Annotated in this window: 19 protein-coding genes, 1 tRNA gene and 1 other RNA gene; 10 read left to right on the top strand and 11 right to left on the bottom strand. The window is 60.7% G+C overall.

Annotation, left to right across the window (positions count from 1 at the left end):
- Positions 1 to 134: 134 nt before the first annotated feature.
- A complete protein-coding gene (locus QQL24_RS14680) occupies positions 135 to 1,091 on the top strand; it encodes a hypothetical protein (protein ID WP_284312958.1) in 957 nt (318 codons plus the stop codon).
- A gap of 726 nt (positions 1,092 to 1,817) precedes the next feature.
- Here the strand turns inward: QQL24_RS14680 and QQL24_RS14675 are convergent.
- The 7 genes from QQL24_RS14675 to tkt all read right to left on the bottom strand — a co-directional run bounded on the left by QQL24_RS14675 (position 1,818) and on the right by tkt (position 9,892).
- Positions 1,818 to 1,894 (bottom strand) — tRNA-Met (locus QQL24_RS14675).
- Positions 1,895 to 2,006: 112 nt separating this feature from the next.
- Positions 2,007 to 2,795 carry an inositol monophosphatase family protein gene (locus tag QQL24_RS14670; RefSeq protein ID WP_284312957.1) on the bottom strand — a complete coding sequence of 263 codons (789 nt, stop codon included), beginning with the start codon at positions 2,793 to 2,795 and terminating at the stop codon, positions 2,007 to 2,009.
- 299 nt (positions 2,796 to 3,094) lie between these two features.
- Positions 3,095 to 4,486 carry a sel1 repeat family protein gene (locus QQL24_RS14665; RefSeq protein WP_284312956.1) on the bottom strand — a complete coding sequence of 464 codons (1,392 nt, stop codon included), beginning with the start codon at positions 4,484 to 4,486 and terminating at the stop codon, positions 3,095 to 3,097.
- Positions 4,483 to 5,130: a thiamine phosphate synthase gene (locus QQL24_RS14660; RefSeq protein WP_284312955.1), complete on the bottom strand. Its 648-nt coding sequence runs from the start codon at positions 5,128 to 5,130 to the stop codon at positions 4,483 to 4,485. The genes QQL24_RS14665 and QQL24_RS14660 overlap by 4 nt, the downstream gene beginning before the upstream one ends.
- A gap of 126 nt (positions 5,131 to 5,256) precedes the next feature.
- A complete protein-coding gene (locus tag QQL24_RS14655; protein ID WP_284312954.1) occupies positions 5,257 to 6,447 on the bottom strand; it encodes a phosphoglycerate kinase in 1,191 nt (396 codons plus the stop codon).
- A 297-nt stretch (positions 6,448 to 6,744) separates the two neighbouring features.
- Positions 6,745 to 7,755 carry a type I glyceraldehyde-3-phosphate dehydrogenase gene (gap, locus tag QQL24_RS14650; protein WP_284312953.1) on the bottom strand — a complete coding sequence of 337 codons (1,011 nt, stop codon included), beginning with the start codon at positions 7,753 to 7,755 and terminating at the stop codon, positions 6,745 to 6,747.
- Positions 7,756 to 7,903: 148 nt separating this feature from the next.
- The gene (tkt, locus tag QQL24_RS14645; RefSeq protein ID WP_284312951.1) at positions 7,904 to 9,892 is read right to left on the bottom strand and encodes a transketolase; all 1,989 of its coding nucleotides are present in this window, start codon (positions 9,890 to 9,892) and stop codon (positions 7,904 to 7,906) included.
- A gap of 294 nt (positions 9,893 to 10,186) precedes the next feature.
- Here tkt and QQL24_RS14640 point away from each other — a divergent pair, with 294 nt between their 5' ends.
- From QQL24_RS14640 to QQL24_RS14615, 6 genes are all read left to right on the top strand, one after another.
- Complete coding sequence (locus QQL24_RS14640) at positions 10,187 to 10,438, top strand: DUF4164 family protein (RefSeq protein ID WP_413989375.1); 252 nt, start codon at positions 10,187 to 10,189, stop codon at positions 10,436 to 10,438.
- A gap of 3 nt (positions 10,439 to 10,441) precedes the next feature.
- Positions 10,442 to 10,807 carry a cell division protein ZapA gene (locus QQL24_RS14635; RefSeq protein ID WP_284312947.1) on the top strand — a complete coding sequence of 122 codons (366 nt, stop codon included), beginning with the start codon at positions 10,442 to 10,444 and terminating at the stop codon, positions 10,805 to 10,807.
- Between the two features lie 87 nt (positions 10,808 to 10,894).
- Positions 10,895 to 11,052, top strand: a non-coding RNA gene (ssrS, locus tag QQL24_RS14630) — 6S RNA.
- A gap of 21 nt (positions 11,053 to 11,073) precedes the next feature.
- Positions 11,074 to 11,652 carry a 5-formyltetrahydrofolate cyclo-ligase gene (locus QQL24_RS14625; RefSeq protein WP_284312946.1) on the top strand — a complete coding sequence of 193 codons (579 nt, stop codon included), beginning with the start codon at positions 11,074 to 11,076 and terminating at the stop codon, positions 11,650 to 11,652.
- Between the two features lies 1 nt (position 11,653).
- The gene (locus QQL24_RS14620) at positions 11,654 to 12,475 is read left to right on the top strand and encodes a TIGR00282 family metallophosphoesterase (protein WP_284312945.1); all 822 of its coding nucleotides are present in this window, start codon (positions 11,654 to 11,656) and stop codon (positions 12,473 to 12,475) included.
- A gap of 307 nt (positions 12,476 to 12,782) precedes the next feature.
- Positions 12,783 to 13,766, top strand: a complete 984-nt coding sequence (locus QQL24_RS14615) for a methyltransferase (protein ID WP_488803361.1) — start codon at positions 12,783 to 12,785, stop codon at positions 13,764 to 13,766.
- 217 nt (positions 13,767 to 13,983) lie between these two features.
- On the opposite strand, the gene QQL24_RS14610 is transcribed toward QQL24_RS14615, so the two are convergent.
- Complete coding sequence (locus QQL24_RS14610) at positions 13,984 to 14,592, bottom strand: hypothetical protein (protein WP_284312942.1); 609 nt, start codon at positions 14,590 to 14,592, stop codon at positions 13,984 to 13,986.
- A 182-nt stretch (positions 14,593 to 14,774) separates the two neighbouring features.
- Positions 14,775 to 15,230, bottom strand: coding sequence for a helix-turn-helix domain-containing protein (locus QQL24_RS14605; RefSeq protein ID WP_284312941.1), 456 nt, complete (start codon positions 15,228 to 15,230; stop codon positions 14,775 to 14,777).
- A 143-nt stretch (positions 15,231 to 15,373) separates the two neighbouring features.
- Between QQL24_RS14605 and QQL24_RS14600 the strand changes: the two genes are divergently transcribed.
- Positions 15,374 to 15,865, top strand: a complete 492-nt coding sequence (locus QQL24_RS14600) for a hypothetical protein (RefSeq protein ID WP_284312940.1) — start codon at positions 15,374 to 15,376, stop codon at positions 15,863 to 15,865.
- A 288-nt stretch (positions 15,866 to 16,153) separates the two neighbouring features.
- Here QQL24_RS14600 and QQL24_RS14595 read toward each other — a convergent pair whose 3' ends face one another.
- Positions 16,154 to 16,954, bottom strand: a complete 801-nt coding sequence (locus QQL24_RS14595) for an outer membrane protein (protein ID WP_284312939.1) — start codon at positions 16,952 to 16,954, stop codon at positions 16,154 to 16,156.
- 1,206 nt (positions 16,955 to 18,160) lie between these two features.
- Between QQL24_RS14595 and QQL24_RS14590 the strand changes: the two genes are divergently transcribed.
- Positions 18,161 to 18,421, top strand: coding sequence for a hypothetical protein (locus QQL24_RS14590; RefSeq protein WP_284312938.1), 261 nt, complete (start codon positions 18,161 to 18,163; stop codon positions 18,419 to 18,421).
- Between the two features lie 120 nt (positions 18,422 to 18,541).
- Complete coding sequence (locus QQL24_RS14585) at positions 18,542 to 18,814, top strand: hypothetical protein (RefSeq protein ID WP_284312937.1); 273 nt, start codon at positions 18,542 to 18,544, stop codon at positions 18,812 to 18,814.
- 107 nt (positions 18,815 to 18,921) lie between these two features.
- Here the strand turns inward: QQL24_RS14585 and QQL24_RS14580 are convergent, their stop codons facing one another.
- Positions 18,922 to 19,239 (bottom strand): hypothetical protein, encoded by a 318-nt coding sequence (locus tag QQL24_RS14580; RefSeq protein ID WP_284312936.1) that lies wholly within the window; start codon positions 19,237 to 19,239, stop codon positions 18,922 to 18,924.
- Between the last annotated feature and the right edge of the window lie 403 nt (positions 19,240 to 19,642).

The following is a 19,642-nucleotide window of genomic DNA, read 5'->3' as shown; positions in this document are numbered from 1 at the left end:
GCCAGTATGGCGGGGTCGCACTCCGCCATACGCGTCTTGAAAAATATGAAAATTTAATGTGTCGGCCGGCGATGACAGCTTTCGCCTTAACTTTTGCCCCAACATTTGAGCCCGTCACAGCCGCCCCTCGATGAATGATGCAGTCGCTGGGAGACCGCGATACATTGGGAAAGGGCAACGTCTTGCCAATGATACAGGATGGTCTTGGAGCAGGTGTTTCAATGGTCACAGTGAGCAAGCGTCCGAACGAATTCGTCGATTTCCTCAGAAATCCAGGTTTCCGAACCAATGCCGGCATGGTTGCCCTAGACACCTATATGGGAATTCACAGGCCCGAGTGCAAAGGTCCGATCCTGTTCGACGCACTGACGGCTACAGGTATTAAAGACACCGATAACGGGAAAACAGCATTCGAGGCGTCCTGCGAGGGCATGAAATATTCTCAAGAAGAATGGAGAATAATGCGCAAGGGCCAGGGCTTTTACGAATGCTACGTCCGACTCTGGAATTGGCTGTGGGACAACCAGGAGCAGCTGCGCGATAGCAACAATGTTTCGCTGAAGGCGATCTATTCTTTCTACTTTGCACCGTGGAATGATCTCGATCTGCCCTATCGGCAACTCGGTCTGCCAGTGCTGTCGCTGTGGCGGTTGGAAAATGCCATCCAGCGCATGATGCATGGAAATTATTTTGGCAATGAGTGCATCGGTTTTGTCTCCAATTATCTAAGGTGGACCGGCGTTTGGGAATTCTACATGGGCATTGCGAACGGGCAGTGGAGCAGAGAGTTCGAGATTCCAGTCAACAAGCCAGATGAAATCGCCGTACTCAACGTTCTTGAATGGGCAGACAACAGCCATGTTGCGATTGTCGACCGCGTCAACTCCGTCAATGTGCAAAACGGCATATCCAAGGTCGATATTGATATGTGCCAGTGTTCTTCAGGTGGCCCCCGTTATGACAAGGGAGTAGTCCTTCAAGCTGGCGAATTCACCGGAAACGCCAGGGTCTATACGCTCAGCGGGAATGTTCCTGTGCAAGGTAATGTTTACGTTCGCAAAAAGCGCAGCTTGGTTTTCCAAGCTTCATAACACTAGGGCATCCAAGCTCAGCGATTAGGCGACCGGCAGGATTATCGTGATAATCTCTCGGCGAGCTCTAGAGCAAAATGCGTTCAGGCAGGAGCTGATTTCTAAATTAACTTACTGTTATCAAAAGCATTTTGCGATTCTTCGCGATTCGATCTGAAAGTAAAACGCTCCAACAGGCAGCCGCGGTTGGGTGCAGACATCCTGGCTGGTCCCAGCGGGTAGCGCCGCAATAGCCCGGAGGGTATGGCGGCGCCACGCCAGCCTAAGGTCGCAGTGACTGCGATGGTGCGGCATGGGGTTGGGCCTACCCATGTTCAATCTCGTTTGTGGGCACGCCAGAGAGCCCGACCCGCGACAGTGAACAAGCAGATGACGATTAAGCCGATCAGGTTCAGTCCTGCCATCTTCGCTCCATCCTATTGAAGGGGCTCTCAAGGCAGAAATATCCGCGGAGCGGTCCAGACCTCTGACAGCGGGAGACGACCGGTTACAGGGGTAACGGCTCTAGCGCGGATGGTGGTCCGATGAAAGGAGCGAGCCTGCGGCATTGGTTCGGAAAACGGGGCTCTCCACGGCAGCGCGGCTACCTGTCTGTTGTGAACGTTCAAGCCGCCAATTTTTGCGGGTGCAAGTGAATGCACGCGAAGCATGGCGAAGCTCGAAGAGCCGCTATCACGGGCGTTCTTGGAGATTCCGAAGGCCGACGAAGTCCGGCGAATAAAGAAATGGTAGCGAGGAGTGGACTCGAACCACCGACACGCGGATTATGATTCCGCTGCTCTAACCAGCTGAGCTACCCCGCCACAGGGCCCGGATGAACCGGAATGGCGCGGGTTATGAAACGCCGGGCCGGGACTGTCAAGCGTTTGGGGCCGGAAATCTTTTCCCCGCCCCGCTTTGTGGACAACCGCTTCGTCAGGCCTTGGCGAGGGCGCCGAGCAGGCCCTTGTGGATGGCCTCGTTGCCGGCAACGATGTCGCCGGTCTCCAGCATGGTATCGCCGCCCCGGAAGTCGGAGACGAAGCCGCCGGCTTCCCGCACCAGCACGATGCCGGCGGCGAGGTCCCAGGATTTCAGCCAGCGCGAGGCGAGGCCGTCGAGGCGGCCGGAGGCGACATAAGCAAGCTCCATGGCGATCGAACCGAGATTGCGGCCGCCGGCGACATGGCCGAGCACGGCACCGAGATCGGCGATATTGGCGCCCTGGTGGCCATGGCCGAGATGCATCAGCCCCATGCCCACGAGCGAATCCTCCATCAGGCGGCGGCCGGAGACGCGCATGCGGCGGTCATTGTGGAAGGCGCCCTTGCCGCGCTCGGCGACGAACAAATCCTCGGTGGCCGGATTGTAGACGACGCCGGCTACCAGCACGCCCTCGCGCTCCAACGCTACTGACGTGGCGAAGAAGGGCAGGCCGTGCAGGAAGTTGGTGGTGCCGTCGAGCGGATCGATATGCCAGCGATGCGTCTTGTCGGCCCCTTCGATGACGCCCGATTCCTCCATCACGAAGCCATAGCCGGGACGGGCCTTCTCCAGTTCCTGGTGCAGGGTGCGCTCCGCCTTCTTGTCGGCAATGGAAACGAAGTCGCCGGGCCCCTTGGTGGAAACCTGCAGGTTCTCGAGCTCGCCGAAATCGCGCTTGAGACCCTTGCCGGCCTTGAGCACGGCAGCAACCATCACATTCATCAACGGTGAACGCAGCATCACGGAACTTTCAAATAACGGGCGCGCGACAAAGCACGCGGGAGGGCATGAATTGGAGGAGGCCTGTCTAATGGAAAACGGCGGGGGATTGAACGGGAAAGTGAGGCCAGCCGCGAAAAAGGCGCGGCGCGCGGACAGGGTGTGGGAAGAGGCCGTCATTGCGAGCGCAGCGAAGCAATCCAGGGGCCGAGGGGCCGTGTCCGTTGCCCCTGGATTGCTTCGCTGCGCTCGCAATGACGGTAGTGTGGCCGCCCCTATAGGCCAGAAGTCCAGTTGCGGGAGGACGTCAGCGCCCACCCTCACAGGCCGTGATAGCGCGCGCCCTCCATGGCCGCCGCCTGCACCTCCGGCGTCTGGCGGTTCATGAACTCGTCGAGCTGCTTGTCCTCCAGTCCGGCCGCCTTGGCGAGGATGTTCCACATGCACGCCAGGATCGGATTGGGCGCGAGGCCGACACCGGCCGCATACATGCGCGCCAGGCGGTTGCGGGCGATCGGGGACCCGCGCTCGGCGGCGCGCTCGAACCAGTCGCCGGCGAGTTCCTGGTCCTCCTGCACGCCGTCGCCATTGAAGAGGGCGATGCCATATTCCACCATGCCATCGAGATCGCCGGCATTGGCGGCGGCCTGGAAGAAGTCCGCGGCCTTCTTGGGATCGGCCGGCACGCCCTTGCCTTCCTTGGTCAGGATGCCGAGGGAATAGAGCGCATCGCCGTTGTTGGCGATGGCCGCCTCGCTGAAGCGCTTATAGGCGGTGGCATAGTCCGGCGGCCCGTTGCTGGGCTTGAGCGCGATGATGCCGAGATTGTACGAGGCCTCCGGCACCATCATCCCGGCCGCGCGGTTGAGCAGCAGCATGCCGCCCGCCTCGTCCTTCGGCACGCCGTCGCCCAGGAGCTTGATCATGCCATAGGAGAAGATGGCGTTGCGGTCGCCGCGCTCGGCGGCTTCCGAATACCATTGCGCCGCCTTGAGCTTGTCCTGCGGCACACCGAGACCGCCGGCATAGAGCTGGGCGATCAGCGTCATCGCCGCCGGGTCCTGCGCGGCGCTCACGCGCTTGGTCGCCTCGTCGAAGGCCTTGAAGTAGAAGCCGCGCTGGAAGGCGCCATAGGCCAGATCCGGCGGGGGCGCCCCTTCGACAGGCTTGAGATCGTCGCCGTCCGGGAGTGATACAGCCGACCGGAGCAGGGTCTCCGCAGGCTTGGCATCATCAGGCGAAGGGACGACGTTGGTCGGGAGCGTCCCGGTCCTGGGCAGCAAGTCGAGCGGCGTCGGCCCACCGGCGGGCGAGGCGGTGTCCGCGGGCTGTGTCGTCGCGGCCGGATTGGCGGCACCGGCTGGCTTGGAGGCGTCGACCGGCTTGGAACCGTCGACAGCCGGCGCCTGGGCTGGCGTGGCGGCGTCCACGGGCTTGGGAGCATCCGCGGGTGCTGGAGCGTCAGCCGGCTTGGCTGCATCGGCGGGTTTGGCTGCATCGGCGGGCGCAGCGTCTGTTGGCTTGGCCGTGTCGGCGGGCTTTGAAGCGTCGACAGGCTTGGCGCTGTCGGCAGCTGGCTTGGCCATGTCGGCAGGCTTTGCCTGATCCGCCGGCGGCGCTGGCGCCTGCTGCGCGAACGCGGCCTCGTGCACACAGGCGAGGACAGCCGGCAGCGCCAGCGCGAGGACAGCAGCGGCAACGCGCCCCTTCATGCGTGGTCCCTTTGTTTCAGCACCCGGTCGACCAGGGCGACAGCCTCGGCCGGGCCCTTGTCGTGGTCCCAGACGGCATTGCCCAAGGCGATGAAATCGGCGCCGGCATCGGCGAGCACCGGCACGGCGGCAAGATCCGGCGCGAAGGCGACGCAGGGCACCTCGAACAGCTCGGCCCACCAGCTCGTGCGCTCCACCACGCCTTCGAGCGGCGGCAGGCGGCCATCGCGATTGGGCTCGCCGAACATCACATAATCGACACCCGACTCGGCGACCGTCATGGCGTCGTCCTTGGAACGGATGCCCCCGGCCCCGACAATGCGTTCGGGCTTGAAGCTCTCCAGCGCGTCAGCGAGGCCCTTGCGCCCGTCGCTGAGATGCACGCCATCGGCGCCGGCGCGCGCCACCACGGCCGTCCAGCCACTGACCAGCAGGGCAGCGCCGGCGCCCTGTACCGTCGGCGCGATCTCCTTGATCAGCTTCTTGGCGCTCTGGTCGTCGCCGGCCACGGGCGTGAACAGCACGCAGGCGACCTCCCCTGCCCCCAGCGCCGCCTTGAGCGCAGGCAGGAACCCCGCCACGTCGTCGACGGCGGGGGTGACCAGATAGATCTGGACGGGCGGGCGAGGCGGACTATCGGCCATGCTGCTTCCTAGAGCAAAGCGCGTTTACAAGTAAACACTCATTGGTCTCTTCATCACAAGCCGGCGCGAAATCGGCATGCCGGTCAAGGTCACCGGCATTTCCGGCAAAGATGCGGCAAGCGGCGCTCAGGCGCGCAGGATCTCGACGCCCGGCAGAGGCTTGCCTTCCATCCATTCGAGGAAGGCACCGCCGGCAGTCGAGACATAGGAGAACTGCTCGGCGACCTTGGCATGGTTGAGTGCGGCCACCGTGTCGCCGCCACCGGCAACGGAGAGCAGCTTGCCCGCCTTGGTGCGCTTGGCGACATGCTTGGCGGCTTCCACCGTGCCATGGTCGAAGGGACGCAGCTCGAAGGCGCCGAGCGGGCCGTTCCATACCAGCGTCTCCGCCTCGTCGATGGCGCCCTTGATGCGCTCGATCGACTGCGGGCCGGCATCGAGGATCATGCCGTCATGCGGGATCGATTCCAGGCCATAGGCATGGCTCGGCGTATCGGCGGCGAAGTGATAGGCCACCACGGCGTCGACGGGCAGGATGATGGCGCAATTGGCCTTCTCCGCCTTCTCCAGGATGGAGCGGGCGGTATCGGCGAGGTCGCGCTCGGCCAGCGATTTGCCGATGCCGACGCCCTGGGCGTAGAGGAAAGTGTTGGCCATGCCGCCGCCGATGATCAGGGCATCGACCTTGGCCACGAGATTGCCGAGGAGTTCGAGCTTGGTCGAGACCTTGGCGCCCCCGACCACGGCAACGACTGGGCGCCTGGGCTGATCGAGCGCGTGCGAGAGCGCCTCGATCTCGGCCTGCATAGCGCGGCCGGCATAGGCCGGCAGGAGATGGCCGAGGCCTTCGGTGGAGGCGTGGGCGCGATGGGCGGCCGAGAAGGCATCGTTCACCCAGATATCGCCATTGGCGGCCAGCGCCTTGACGAAGTCGGGATCGTTCTTCTCCTCGCCCTTGTGAAAGCGGGTGTTCTCCAGGCAGAGGATGTCGCCGGGTTGCATCGCGGCCACGGCTTTCTCCGCCACCTCGCCGATGCAGTCATCGGCAAAGGCGACAGGGCGCTTGGCGATCTCGGCGAGCTTGGCCGCCACGGGCTTCAGGCTTTCTTTCGGGTCGACGCCCTTGGGACGGCCGAAATGCGCCAGCAGGATCACCTTCGCCCTGGCGCGCGAGAGTTCGAGGATGGTGGGGATCACGCGCTCGATGCGGGTGGCATCGGTGACGGCGCCGTTGTCCATCGGGACATTGAGATCGACGCGCACCAGAACGCGCTTGTTCTCGACGTTGAGACCATCAAGGGTGCGAAAAGCGCTCATGCCTGTCCTTGTCCATCCATTTTTCGGCGCAGTTTGAACAGCGCCCGCTTCGTTCATCAACGGGCGAGCAATAGACCAAGCGCGGTCGCGGTGCCAGCGCGGAAGGTGATTTTGGTTGGCGGATTTTTGCTAAAGTCCTGGCAGTTAGCGGATGAACAAATGATCTGCTAGGGCAGATCAAGGGCCGCGATGACCACCGATACCGACGTTCTGAATTCTGGCATGACGACATAATCAGACGAAAACGGCGCCCCGGTTTCCCAAGGCGCCGTTTCCAATTCAGTTCAAGCGTTAAGCTCAGATCAGGCTGGCGAAATGCACCGCCGTGTCGGCCATGCGGTTCGAGAAGCCCCATTCATTGTCGTACCAGCTCAGCACGCGCACGAACTTCTCGTCGATGACCTTGGTCTGGTCGAGCGCGAAGATCGAGGAGTATGGGTTGTGGTTGAAGTCGCGGCTGACCAGCGGCTCGTCCGTATAGGCCAGCACGCCCTTCAGCGAACCACGCTTGGTGGCCTTGATGATGGCTTCGTTGACCTTCTCGACGCTGGTGCGCTTGCGGGTGTTGATCTTGAGATCGACCACCGAGACGTTGGGCGTCGGCACGCGGATCGAGGTGCCGTCGAGCTTGCCCTTGAGGTCGGGCAGCACCAGGCCGACGGCCTTGGCGGCGCCGGTCGAGGTCGGGATCATCGACAGGGAGGCCGCGCGGGCGCGGTAGAGGTCCTTGTGCATCTGATCGAGCGAGGGCTGGTCGTTGGTGTAGGAATGGATCGTGGTCATGAAGCCACGCTCGATGCCGAAGGCCTCGTGCAGCACCTTGGCGACCGGCGCCAGGCAGTTGGTGGTGCAGGAGGCGTTCGAGATCACCATGTGATCCTTGGTGAGCTGGTCGTGGTTGACGCCGTAGACGACCGTCAGATCGGCGCCATCCGCGGGGGCGGAGACCATGACGCGCTTTGCGCCGGCGGTCAGGTGGGCGGCGGCCTTGTCGCGGGCGGTGAAGATGCCCGTGCATTCCATGGCAATGTCGACGCCGAGCTGGCCATGCGGCAGCTGGGAGGGATCCTTGATCGCGGTGACCTTGATCTTCTGGCCCTGGACGATGATCGAATCGCCTTCGATCTTCACCTCAGCCGGGAACCTGCCGTGGATGGAGTCATAGCGCAGCAGATGGGCATTGGTTTCCACCGGCCCGAGATCGTTGATCGCAACGATCTCGATATCCTTGCGCTTGCCTTCGACCACGGCGCGCAGGATGTTGCGGCCGATGCGGCCGAAGCCGTTGATGGCGACACGAACTGTCATCCGACTTTTCCTTTTTTCTCTACCTTCGAATTTGGCGTCCCGGCATTTCCCAGCAGCCTGATTACCCGTTCTCGCATGGGAAATGCATCAAGCAAAAAGAGAAGCACTTTCCAGATCGGTACGACCGGGAAGTGCCCGTGGACCTGCGTCAACCGTTATGGCGGCGCAGGGCGGTCTCGGCCACGGCCTCGGCCGTGATGCCGAAGTGGTTGTACAGATCCTTGATCGGGCCGGAAGCGCCGAAGCCGGTCATGCCGACAAAGCCGCCACTGGGTCCGATCACCGCATCCCAGCCGAAGCGCACCGCGGCTTCCACCGCGACCTTCACCGGCGTGTCGCCGATGATCCTGGCCTTCACATCGTCGGGCTGGGCCAGGAGCAGTTCGAGCGAGGGCACCGAAACCACGCGGGTGGGTACGCCGCGCTGGTTGAGGATGGCGCGGGCGTTCATGGCGATCTCGACTTCCGAGCCCGAGGCGAACAGCGTCACCGCGGCCTTGCCGCCGCCGGTGCCGGCCAGTTCATAGGCGCCCTGGGCGCAGAGGTTCGCCGGCGTGGCCTCGCGCAGCAGCGGCAGGTTCTGGCGGGTCAGCGCCAGGATGGTCGGACCGTTGGTGCGCTCGAGCGCGAGTTGCCAGCACTCGGCCGTCTCGATGGCGTCGCAGGGACGGAACACGCGCATGTTCGGGATGGCGCGGCAGGCGGCCAGATGCTCGACAGGCTGGTGGGTCGGGCCGTCTTCGCCGAGGCCGATCGAGTCATGCGTCATCACATAGACCGGCGAGGTGCCCATCAGCGCGGCGAGGCGGATGGCGGGGCGGGCATAGTCGGTGAAGATGAAGAAGGTGCCGCCGGCCGGCACGAAACCGCCATGCAGATAGAGGCCGTTCATCGCCGCGGCCATGCCGTGCTCGCGGATGCCCCAATGGATATAGCGGCCCTTGAAATCCTTCGGCGTGATCTCGACCAGGCCCTTGGCCTTGGTGTTGTTGGAGGGCGTCAGGTCGGCCGAGCCGAGCACGAGTTCGGGCATCACCTCGACGATGGCGTTGAGCGCTGCCTCGGAGGATTTGCGCGTGGCCATGGCGGTGGGGGTGGCGGCCAGGGCCTTCTTGTGGGCGAGGATGGCCTTGCCGAGCTTGGCCGGGCGCTCATGGCCCATGCGGCGCTTGAACTCGGCCTGCTTGCGCTCGGACAGGGTGGCGAAGCGCTCTTCCCATGCCGCGCGGACGGCAACACCCCTGGAACCGGCTTCGCGCCAGGCCTTGAGGATGTCGGCGGGCACCTCGAAAGGAGCGCCTGTGATGCCGAGATTTTCCTTGGTGAGCTTGGCTTCTTCCGGACCGAGCGGCTCGCCATGGGCCTTGGAGGTGCCGGCGCGATGCGGGGAGCCGAAGCCGATGGTGGTCTTGCAGGCGATCAAAGTGGGCTTGGAGGACTTCTGCGCCGCCTCGATGGCGGCAGTGATGGCATCCTGGTCATGGCCGTCGACATGCACGGCGCGCCAGCCGGCGGCCTGGAAGCGCTTGACCTGGTCGACCGAGTCCGAAAGCGTCAGCGGGCCGTCGATGGAGATGCCGTTGTTGTCCCACATCACGATCATCTTGTTGAGCTTGTAGTGGCCGGCCAGCGCGATGGCTTCCTGGCTCACGCCCTCCATCAGGTCACCGTCGGAGGCGATGACGTAAGTATAGTGGTCGACGACCTTCTTGCCGAACTGGGCGGCCAGCATCTTCTCGGCGAAAGCGAAACCGACGGCGGTGGAGATGCCCTGGCCGAGCGGGCCGGTGGTGGTCTCGATGCCGACGGTGTGGAAATTCTCGGGATGCCCGGGGGTCTTGTGGCCAAGCTGGCGGAAATGCTTCAGCTCCTCGACCGTCATGCCGGGGACGCCGGTCAAATAAAGCAGCGAATACAACAGCATCGAGCCATGGCCGGCCGACAGGATGAAACGATCGCGGTCCGCCCAATGGGGCTCGGCGGCATCAAATTTCATGAAGCGCGTGAACAGAACAGTGGCGACGTCAGCCATACCGAGCGGCATGCCGGGATGGCCCGATTTGGCCGCCTCCACGCCGTCGATCGCCAGGCCACGGATGGCGTTGGCCAAGCGGTTCTGCATTTCGCTGAGTGCCATGGAAAGTTTCCTGGTGAAATCCGCCGGAAATTGGCGAAAAGGGCGTCGGGTTCTTAGCACCTCATCCCCGACTGTCAATGATTGCCGGGTTTTTGCACGAAATTCGTCGGAAGCCCTACCGTCAGCGCCACAGAATGGTGCTATTGTGAGAATCAGGGGAGCGCGCCCGGCCTTGGCTGCCGGATCGTTCTGCGTTAGCTTTATACTTTGGAGCCAAAGTCAGCCTTTTGATGATTCGAACCCGGGCTGTCATAGCGAAAAAGAGTGAGTACGCCCTTGTCTGTGGATACTGCCTTGCACCGTCTCAATACTGCTTTAGCCCAGCTTGAAGAAGTAGCCGAGCATCGTGCAGAACTTGATCGTACTATCGCCGGGCACCGTATCGAAGTGCAGGCCCTCTCGGAAGATCGCAGCCGTCTCGCCATGGAACTTGACGCGAGCTACGCTCGTTTCTCCACCCTGGAGACGGCCAATCGCGATGTGTCGCGTCGGCTTGACCAGGCGATGGACTCAATTCGTCACGTGCTTGAGCCGCAGGACCGCTAAGTTATGGCCCATGTATCCGTCACCATTGCGGGACGCGCCTATCGCATGGCTTGCGACGAAGGGCAGGAAGAGCATTTGCTGGGCCTCGGCCGGCAGCTCGATGCCAAGATCGATGCCTTGCGCTCTTCCTTCGGCGAAATCGGCGACATGCGGCTTGCCGTGATGGCCGGCATCATGGTCGCCGACGAACTGGCCGAGATGCAGCGCCGCGCCGCCGCCCTCCAGCAGGACCTCGAGGATCTGCGCCAGACCCGCGACGGCGCCCTGCAGCGCGAGCAGCAGACCCAGATGCGCGTCACCCAGGCCCTCCAGGATGCGGCCCAGCGGGTGGAGAAGCTCGTCGACTCCCTGTCGAAGACGGGGGTGTGACTGGGAGCGCGGACAGGATGTCCGCGCTCCCAGGATTCTTCTCGTCCCCCACTAGCGCAACCCCCTCCCCATCCTTATTATCTCTCCGCGGTGCTGCCTGGTTCGTCAGGACAACTGTATCCCCGGGGCCATACGACTCCCAAGGGAGCTGTCACTGTCCTTGCCCGTGGGCTTGGGCATTACGGCGCCCACCTACATTAGTAGGCGCCCGGGATCGAACCGTCCAACGGCCGAGGTGGCCCGCTCCTTCCTTTTTCGTGCGTCTAATGACTTCCAGCGATCACAAGACCCATCTGCGCCAGAAGGCGATGGCGGCGCGTGCCGAGATCCGCGGCCATCAGCGCCAGGCAGCGACGGCGAGAGCCGCGCATCACGCCTTGAGCCGCCTGAAATACACCAGCGGCGTCGTCGGTCTTTACGAAGCCTTTCGCGACGAGATCCATCCCGGCGAAATCGCCGAGCGCCTGCACCATGCCGGCCGCAAGCTCGCTTTGCCGACAACGCCGAAATATGGCCAGCCCCTCACCTTCCGCGCCTGGGCCCCCGGCGATCCCTTGGTGGTGGGACGCCACAACATCCCCGAGCCCTCGCCCGAGGCCGAGGAAGTGCATCCCCAGGTGCTGCTGGTGCCGCCCGTCGCTTTCGACCGGCGCGGCTACCGCATCGGTTATGGCGCGGGCTTTTACGACCGCACCATTCCCCAGTTGCGGGCGATCCATCCCGTTTTCACGCTTGGTTATGCCTTCGCCTGCCAGGAAGTCGAGTTTCTGCAGGCCGAGCACCATGACGTGCCGCTCGACGCCATCGCCACCGAAAATGAAATCATAACCGTGTCGGGGCGTTGAGATGCGCATCCTGTTTTTGGGCGACATCGTCGGACGCACCGGCCGCAACGCCGTGATCGAGCGCCTGCCGGGCCTGCGCGAGGACTGGAAGCTCGACGCCGTCATCATCAATGGCGAGAACGCCGCCGGCGGCTTCGGCCTCACCGAAGCGATCTTCGACGATGTGGTGAATGCCGGCGCCGATGTGGTGACGCTCGGCAACCATTCCTTCGACCAGCGCGAAGCCCTCGTCTTCATCGAGCGGGCGCCCCGCCTGATCCGGCCCGCCAATTATCCCAAGGGCACACCGGGACGCGGCGCCACTTTGGTCGAGACCAAGGCCGGCGCGCACCTGCTCGTCATCCAGGTGATGGGCCGCATCTATATGGACGCGCTGGACGATCCCTTCGCCGCGCTGGAACGCGAGCTCGCCGCCTGTCCGCTGGGCCTCGGCGCCGATGCGGTGGTGGTCGATGTGCACGCCGAGGCCACCAGCGAGAAGCAGGCCCTCGGCCATTTCGCCGACGGGCGCGCCAGCCTCGTCGTCGGCACGCACACGCATGTGCCCACCGCCGACCACCAGATCCTCAGCCATGGCACCGCCTATATGTCCGACGCCGGCATGTGCGGCGACTATGACAGCGTGCTCGGCATGGACAAGGAAGAGCCGATCCGCCGCTTCATCCAGAAGACGCCCGGCAACCGCTTCGAGCCCGCGACGGGCGAGGCGACGCTGTCGGGGCTGGCGGTGGAGACGGACGACCGGACGGGGCTGGCTGTGAGGATCGCCCCGGTGCGGATTGGTGGAAGGCTGTCGCAGGATGGGCCGGGTTTTTGGGGGTAGGACGGGGCGGGGCATTGGGAATAGATGCATAGGGGCGTTAGACGCAGCGCACGCTCCACAGGGCACTGACGGCAGCTTCGCGCCAGGAGCGGACCCCAAGACCCTTCATCTGCGCCAATGGCGTCTACCGAGCTGAGTACTATGATCGCAATCGTTTTGCGGTTATTTGAAATGACACCGTAGCGAGCCCCTGCGACCATCTCAGCGTATCCCGCCGAAACCAAGGGCGAAATGTTCACTCGGCTGCATGAGCAGTGCCAGTCAATTCGGGGATCAATTCGTGAGCACAGCGACACCAGAATATATTATGCACGTTGGTATGGGCTTTTGGGCATCCAAAACGCTCTTAAGTGCTGTTGAACTAGGCGTGTTTAGTACTTTGGCCGATGCACCCGCCGACTTGCCGACACTTCAAAAAAAACTTGCGCTGCATCAGCGATCAGCCCGCGACTTCCTCGACGCGCTGGTGGCACTCAAGTTGCTGGAGCGCGAGAACGGTATTTACAGTAACACTGCGGACACGGACCTGTTTCTCGATCGAGCCAAGCCAACCTATATCGGCGGTATCCTGGAGATGGCGAATGCCCGGCTCTATGGCTTCTGGGGATCGCTCACAGAGGCCGTGCGCACCGGTGAATTGCAGAACGAGAGTAAGGGTGGAGGAGAGAACATCTTTGAGGCGTTGTATGCCGATCCGAATCAGTTGCGTGGGTTTCTGCGCGCGATGAGCGGAGTAAGTGCGGGTGCGGCCCACGCCATTGCCAGCAACTTTCCTTGGAGAGACTACAAGACCTTCATGGATCTTGGGGCAGCTCAGGGCATGGTACCCGCCACTCTCGCCCGCGCCCATCCCCACCTTACCGGCATCGGCTTCGACCTTCCCCCGGTGAAGCCAGTCTTTGAGGAATTTATTGCTCAGCGCGGGGTGGAAGATCGCGTGCGGTTTCAAGGAGGAAACTTCTTCGAGGACCCTCTGCCGAAAGTCGATGTCATCGTCATGGGTCACATCCTCCATGATTGGGACCTTGCCCAGAAAAAGATGCTCCTCGGCAAGGCATTTGATGCTCTTTCGAAAGGCGGCGCAGTCGTCGTTTATGACGCTATCATCGATGATAATCGTCGTGAAAATGCTTTCGGTCTCATGATGAGCTTGAATATGCTGATCGAAACTAGCGGTGGATTCGACTATACAGGGGAGGACTGTCAGGCTTGGATGCGCGAAGTCGGATTTTCAAAAACGTGGGTCGAACCACTTGTTGGCCCGGATTCGATGGTGATCGGATTAAAGTAGCTTATCGAGGCGCGCAACTTGCCGATCGGATACGTCACATGGTGCACTGTCACCGTAATTCTGGCGGTGCAGATCGCGCCGGTGCGGATTGGTGGAAGGCTGTCGCAGGACGGGCCGGCGTTCTGGGGGTAGGACGGGGGCGGCTTTTTTCGAGAGGCGCCTTCCGCGTATTGAATACGCGGCAATGGCTCCTTCCACACTACCTCGCGCAGCGCGCCTAAAATCCCGACCCTCTCGCAACCTCCGCCGAACTCGCTGTCCGCACCGTCGCGGGCAGCTTCTTGCTCAGACGCTCGACGATGAGTTGCCCTTCAGCCTCATCCAACCCCACTGCCAAATAGATGGCTCGCGCACCATAGGTGAACTTCACGCTTCCGGTCTTGTTGCCACCCAGAAAGGGGAGCGACATCTGGCCGTAGCGGCCATTAAGGCTGAAAACCGGAGAAGCACTGGCTGACAGGTCGCTGATCGCCGTGCCGCGATAGAGCTTGCTTCGCGTGAAACCCAGCATGCAGTAGCTGACCTCCAAATCGGAGCCGACCGAGCGGAGGATTTCCGCCCCCGTCGACATCCAGCCCAGGCTGACGAGGACAAAACCTTCGCCAAGCAGCCATCCGCAGAGCCAGAAAGCCAGGAAAGGCTGGAATGGGCGCGACAAGAGATTGTGCATCGCCGTGGCGCCACCGATTGTCCAGCCACAAAGCCAGACCAGCAAGAACAGCATGACAAAGGCGTTGCGTTGAGGCGGAACTATGATCTGGTCGTAACCATCGACGGTTTCAGTACGGAAACGTGGTGCTTTGATCTCTTCATATTGCAAGGACATGGCTTGCCCGGTTCAAGCGGAAACGGGTACCGGAGTAGCGCCCTATTGAGTATCCGCCGAGGAAATTTAGCGTGGATCACATGATTCGTCGGATGTTGCCGAATGTATTGCCGCGATGAGCAGTACTCATTACGAAATTACGGTGAAAGTGCATGTAATTCGGTGTCAAATTAAATGCACTGTCACCGTGATTCCGCTACTTCGCCGGTGACGCCGTGTTCGACCTCCTGCTTGTCGCGCCAGCGGTCCTTGTCGCGATTCTTCAGCCAAAAGATGCAAGCCGCGGTGTCGGGCGGGTAGATCTCCCGATATTCCTTCGTGATGACGTCGCCGCCGTTCTGCGTGATCTTCACAGCGTCGTGGCTGTAGCCGATGGCTCGCTGGTAGAGGCTGCGCTCGACTCGTTGATCAGCAACGGCCTTGGCGACCTTTACAGCCCGGCAAAACTCGGGATGCTCGCCACGCCACCGCTCCACAGTGCGAATGCTGACCTCGAAGAAATCCGCCAGCTCAGCGTCCGTTGCGCCCAACTTGCAGAGCTTGGCGGCCTGCTTGGCGAAGGCCGGATCGTACTTCGTCGGGCGGCCGCCCGGGTGCTTGGCGCCGCTCTCCGGCGCTTCGTTACTGTCGTCAGCCATTGGGGACCGCCCGGTTGATGGGGCGCCTTCTGGATATGAGAATCCAACCTGTCGTTGCCTCCAAGGATCACGGCAACGTCACAATGTATTTGAGATGATCTACGATTGGGCGCGGGGGCCGATATAAGCCAAGGGGGGACACAATGGACTTATTACCGGCGTTGAATTACGGCGTCACCGGCTTAGGCGGCATTTCGGCTATCTTGTCTTATTATTTGCTTAGGCAAGATCGCCGCAACACCATGCCAGTATATGTCTTTATGGTGTTTTCTCTTCTTATAATGCTTTTAGGTATTCTGTCCCAGAAAGAAACGACCACTATTCAATCAACTAACGCCAGCCTCCGAGATCGAGTCGTGGCGCTCGGTACAGGGAACACCAAGCTGCAGGATCAAGTCGCAGCTCTCACCTCTGATAGGGAAAAGGTCAACGCGAACTTGAGCGGAACTGTCGCATCACTGAATAAATGGACAGGCTATGTTTCGGCGCTTCCGTGTCCTGCCGATGCGGATCTGAAAAACCCCACCAACGACAAGCCAGAAGCCATGGCCTACCAAAAGGCGATAGATAACATCAAGGGCGCGATTTCCATTACCTCGGCGCCGATTACAGTGCCAGCAGCACCCAAACAATGATCCCGAGAGCAACCTGTTGATCTAATTGGACTGCTCAAACTTGAGCTGAGCGATTTGCCGATCCTGGTGAGATTGAAGCGACGTTAAGGGCGATCATCCCTGCAAGGTCGGCATCTCACCTTCCGCTGTTCGACCCATCGGCGTGGCCGGCAGGACTTCCCCGGCTGTCGATTGGAATTCGGACGATCGCTTGCCGCCTTGGTCTTTACTGGGCTGAGTGTTGATCAAGCGGACAGGACTCGAAACCTGCTGCGGACATCTCGATGCCCGTTGGTGCCGCACGAACCATCAGAACCGATAATTCACTCCGACACGAGCAATATTGATATGATCATCAAAGCTATGCCGATAAGGGATCAACGTGTTGTTCCCAAAGAATGGTGACTTCGCCTGAGAAATGTCCGAGTAATTGAGGCCTACGTAGAGGTATTCCGCCTTGATTGACCAATGGTTGTCAAAAGCATACTCGACTCCACCTCCAGCAGTCCATCCAGCAATAACATCGCTCTGAGAAAAGAGATCAGGTCCGGATTGAGATATTCCGACTGGAATACTGGTCGTTTCTTTAACTTTCGCCTGCACTATTGCTAAACCACCGGTCGCGTAGAGCATGATTTGACCGAATGAATAACCAACGCGCGGACGGACCGTTGCGAGCCACGGCGTTTGCTCGCTAATAGAGTGGGTACCTGCACCGGCCCCAGGCGTCGTGAAACGGTTTCGCCGACTTGTATCAAGGCTCGTTGCGCTGATATCGGCTTCCACACCGAATACCCAGCTGTTCCATTGGTAGTTATAACCAGCTTGCAATCCACCAATTACGCCAGAACTATTAGAACTTCCAGTTCCGGCCGCAGAGATAGCCCGCGCATCCCGAGTAATAAAGAAAGGAAATCCTCCTCCAGGAGTATAAAGCCTATTCTTATAGTCGGCCCATGTTCCGCCTATGTTGGCACCAGCATAAAAGCCGGTCCACGAAAACGCAGATATACTTGGAGAAACCGGTTCGGTCGGCTGCATTGCCAAATCCGCAGCGACCGCGGAGGTGCTTGCCAACAAGACAAGAGCATAAATCGCCGAACGAATCATGGAATTGACACCCCACCTTCCCCTCTAAGGAAGATTACTCCCACGAAAAGTCATTTTTTGCTGTTACAAATCTGCAACACTTCAGATTATTTAAAAGTATGGCCACACCCCCGGCGTTCACCAGCCTTAAACCGGACCGCTGGGGACCCTAGAGCATCAGTTTTATTTCATTGGGTGTGAGTTCGGACTCCGACACTTCAACCCTTTGATTTCAAACAAGGTGCGACAAGACATATCGCGAACGAGTTTCTGGTGCAAAGGCCGTACTGGATAACATTGTTCACGGATTGTCTCAGGGCAAAATTGGCCTGCCGCGGGAGGGACCGAGCCTCCTGGAGAAACCGGGCGAGGGAAGCCGATCTGCTCTGTGGGATATGGTCGGCGAACCAACCGCACATCTCATCGCCCGCGCGCCACCCCATCGGCAATCACCCGAGCGCCTGCCTTGCGTTTGATCTCGTCTGGAGTCATCGAAGTTCACCCGGTTGATGGGGCGCCTGCTGGTTAGGTGGAAATATCGGTATGATGCAATCTGGGGCCCAAGGAGCGGCGATGTACTGGTCGAGGTTCTTGCGATTGTTCGCCGGTTGGGTGACGGGGCTGGTCGCGATGTACCTGATATTGAGGTTTGGCGAGAGCGGTTGGAACCGCGAGCATCCCCTCTTGGGCACGTTGACAATACTCGCTGGCGGGGCAGTTGCCTTCGGCCTGCTAAAGGTAGCTCGAAGAGTGTTTCGCCGCTGAGAATTTCGCCACTCGCGAAGCAATTTGCCGATCTCGACGAGATTGAACCGGTATGAAGTGAGTCTCACCGCCCTCGCCGGGGACCGCATCTCATCTTTTCGTTGTTCGGCCGATCGGCGTGGCCGTCAGGACTTCCCCGGCTATCGAAATTGTGGGTATGATTTGGTCTGGGCAACTCAGTGAGCGGTGCGGCGATGACCTGGTCGAAGGTCTTGCGATTGAGCGTTACAGGGGTGCTCATGTTTGCCGTGGGGTACCTCATATTGAGGTTTAACGGCGGCCCTTGGAACCGCGAGCATCCTATCGAGGGTACCTTGGCGCTACTCGCTGGCGCCGGAATTGGCGCCGCCTTAGTGCATGGGGCCCGATTACTGTTTCGGCGCCTTATGTTTCGCTGATCCCAGCGGGCGCAGGGCGCATGTGCTAGCTTCCTCCCGCGATCACCAACGACGGGAGTCAGGAATGTCAGACGAGAAACTTACGGCCTACTATGGCGCCCCGTTTGTGCCAATCCCGGCGAGCACCAGCGGAGCAGGGATCGAAATTGATGCCGCTCTCAGAATGGCTCATGCAGCCGAATACACTGCGGCGCAGCTCGGGATCATTGCTAGGGCAGCGGAGAAAATCGAAGCTCACTTGTCAAAGATCGCCGGCAGCAATCCCGAAGGGCTTACTCTCGCCGAAATGGTAACTGCGTCCTTCAAAGAACCCGATCAGGCCTAGGTCCCGATACAAAGCCGAGCTGCTGCTCACGAACTCGCGATAAACATGAAGCAAATGTCACTCAGGGAATCTCTCAGCGATCGGTAGCTTTGCTGCATATCGCCAACCAGGATTACCCCGATGCAGACCGAACCGCTTCCTGTGCTTTCTCAGCACGACTATCCCAGCTTTTATCAACTGATGCCTAAGCAGCTACCCGAGGAATTCAAACACTGGGAATACCTGCACTGGTCCGAAAAGGTCCGGCACGAGGGCATGCTCCATATCGTGAAAGAGCAACCCGTCTTCAGCGCGGAATACATCGTCTATTGCCGAGAAACCGGCAGCGATTACAATCTGACCAGCCTGCGGAACTTTGCAATCGTCAAGGCCAAGCGGCAGGAAGGTCGGTGACATCCGGCGGCACCAAATGCACTGGGCATCAAAAAGCCCGGCAGCTCTCGCCCCGGGCATTCGTCTTCACCCTGGGATAACGGAAGTATCAGCTTCCGTTATCGAAATCAAGCCGCTTGCCATTTCGCAATCGCCTCCTTCACAGCTTTCAGGGCCTGCAGCAGATCCTGGTGCCAGCCGGTAGGAATATGCTCGTTCAGGACGACGGCGGCCTGCATCGCCATGTGCCCTCCCCGCGTCCTACGGACCGCGAAGTCGAGATACTCGAACCGCCTCACCGCCTTCAGGATCCGGCGCAGCTTCTCTGAGTTCTGAGCAGCCTGGGACAGGTTCAGCTGTTGCCGCAAGCAATCGGACAGCCGCATCTCGGGCAGCAGCTCGCCGTCGTTGGCGATGAGATCGGCCAGCATCGTTTCGTCGTCCAAGGGTATCACGCACAAGGTCTGCAATCTCCCTAGGCTTCGGACCTCGACGATTACTTCTACTCACCAGCCCCTCCATACCTCCGGCGCCGATCCGGCGCCTGAACGTCACTCACGGCCTTCTCTTGCCGAAGCATTGCCACTTGACCCATCATAGCAAGCTTGAGCCTCAGTTTAGGAGATGAACAGAAGACAGCTTTTGGATATTTGTCCAGCTGGTCCAACCTCTGACACGGTTCATAGACAGAATGGCGGCTTTTCCGCCATCACTGCGGGGAAGCAGACCTGCAGCTTTCGTGAAGAGTTTCGGGCGCCGGCAGGCGTACGAAAGTCCCCGAGGAAGGAACCCGCGGGCCACAGGTCGATGGCTATGGAGATTTCGGATTTCGGCTGCTGTCGGCGATGG

Source organism: Labrys miyagiensis (assembly GCF_030160835.1).
GTDB lineage: Bacteria > Pseudomonadota > Alphaproteobacteria > Rhizobiales > Labraceae > Labrys > Labrys miyagiensis.
This window is presented reverse-complemented; position numbering and strand designations above follow the sequence as displayed.

What these genes read in the sequence shown, in the direction of transcription:
- QQL24_RS14680 (WP_284312958.1), top strand. Translation starts at nt 135, where the DNA reads ATGATGCAGTCGCTGGGAGACCGCGATACATTGGGAAAGGGCAACGTC.
- QQL24_RS14670 (WP_284312957.1), bottom strand. Translation starts at nt 2,795, where the DNA reads ATGCTGCGTTCACCGTTGATGAATGTGATGGTTGCTGCCGTGCTCAAG.
- QQL24_RS14665 (WP_284312956.1), bottom strand. Translation starts at nt 4,486, where the DNA reads ATGAAGGGGCGCGTTGCCGCTGCTGTCCTCGCGCTGGCGCTGCCGGCT.
- QQL24_RS14660 (WP_284312955.1), bottom strand. Translation starts at nt 5,130, where the DNA reads ATGGCCGATAGTCCGCCTCGCCCGCCCGTCCAGATCTATCTGGTCACC.
- QQL24_RS14655 (WP_284312954.1), bottom strand. Translation starts at nt 6,447, where the DNA reads ATGAGCGCTTTTCGCACCCTTGATGGTCTCAACGTCGAGAACAAGCGC.
- gap (WP_284312953.1), bottom strand. Translation starts at nt 7,755, where the DNA reads ATGACAGTTCGTGTCGCCATCAACGGCTTCGGCCGCATCGGCCGCAAC.
- tkt (WP_284312951.1), bottom strand. Translation starts at nt 9,892, where the DNA reads ATGGCACTCAGCGAAATGCAGAACCGCTTGGCCAACGCCATCCGTGGC.
- QQL24_RS14635 (WP_284312947.1), top strand. Translation starts at nt 10,442, where the DNA reads ATGGCCCATGTATCCGTCACCATTGCGGGACGCGCCTATCGCATGGCT.
- QQL24_RS14625 (WP_284312946.1), top strand. Translation starts at nt 11,074, where the DNA reads ATGACTTCCAGCGATCACAAGACCCATCTGCGCCAGAAGGCGATGGCG.
- QQL24_RS14620 (WP_284312945.1), top strand. Translation starts at nt 11,654, where the DNA reads ATGCGCATCCTGTTTTTGGGCGACATCGTCGGACGCACCGGCCGCAAC.
- QQL24_RS14615 (WP_488803361.1), top strand. Translation starts at nt 12,783, where the DNA reads ATGCACGTTGGTATGGGCTTTTGGGCATCCAAAACGCTCTTAAGTGCT.
- QQL24_RS14610 (WP_284312942.1), bottom strand. Translation starts at nt 14,592, where the DNA reads ATGTCCTTGCAATATGAAGAGATCAAAGCACCACGTTTCCGTACTGAA.
- QQL24_RS14605 (WP_284312941.1), bottom strand. Translation starts at nt 15,230, where the DNA reads ATGGCTGACGACAGTAACGAAGCGCCGGAGAGCGGCGCCAAGCACCCG.
- QQL24_RS14600 (WP_284312940.1), top strand. Translation starts at nt 15,374, where the DNA reads ATGGACTTATTACCGGCGTTGAATTACGGCGTCACCGGCTTAGGCGGC.
- QQL24_RS14595 (WP_284312939.1), bottom strand. Translation starts at nt 16,954, where the DNA reads ATGATTCGTTCGGCGATTTATGCTCTTGTCTTGTTGGCAAGCACCTCC.
- QQL24_RS14590 (WP_284312938.1), top strand. Translation starts at nt 18,161, where the DNA reads ATGTCAGACGAGAAACTTACGGCCTACTATGGCGCCCCGTTTGTGCCA.
- QQL24_RS14585 (WP_284312937.1), top strand. Translation starts at nt 18,542, where the DNA reads ATGCAGACCGAACCGCTTCCTGTGCTTTCTCAGCACGACTATCCCAGC.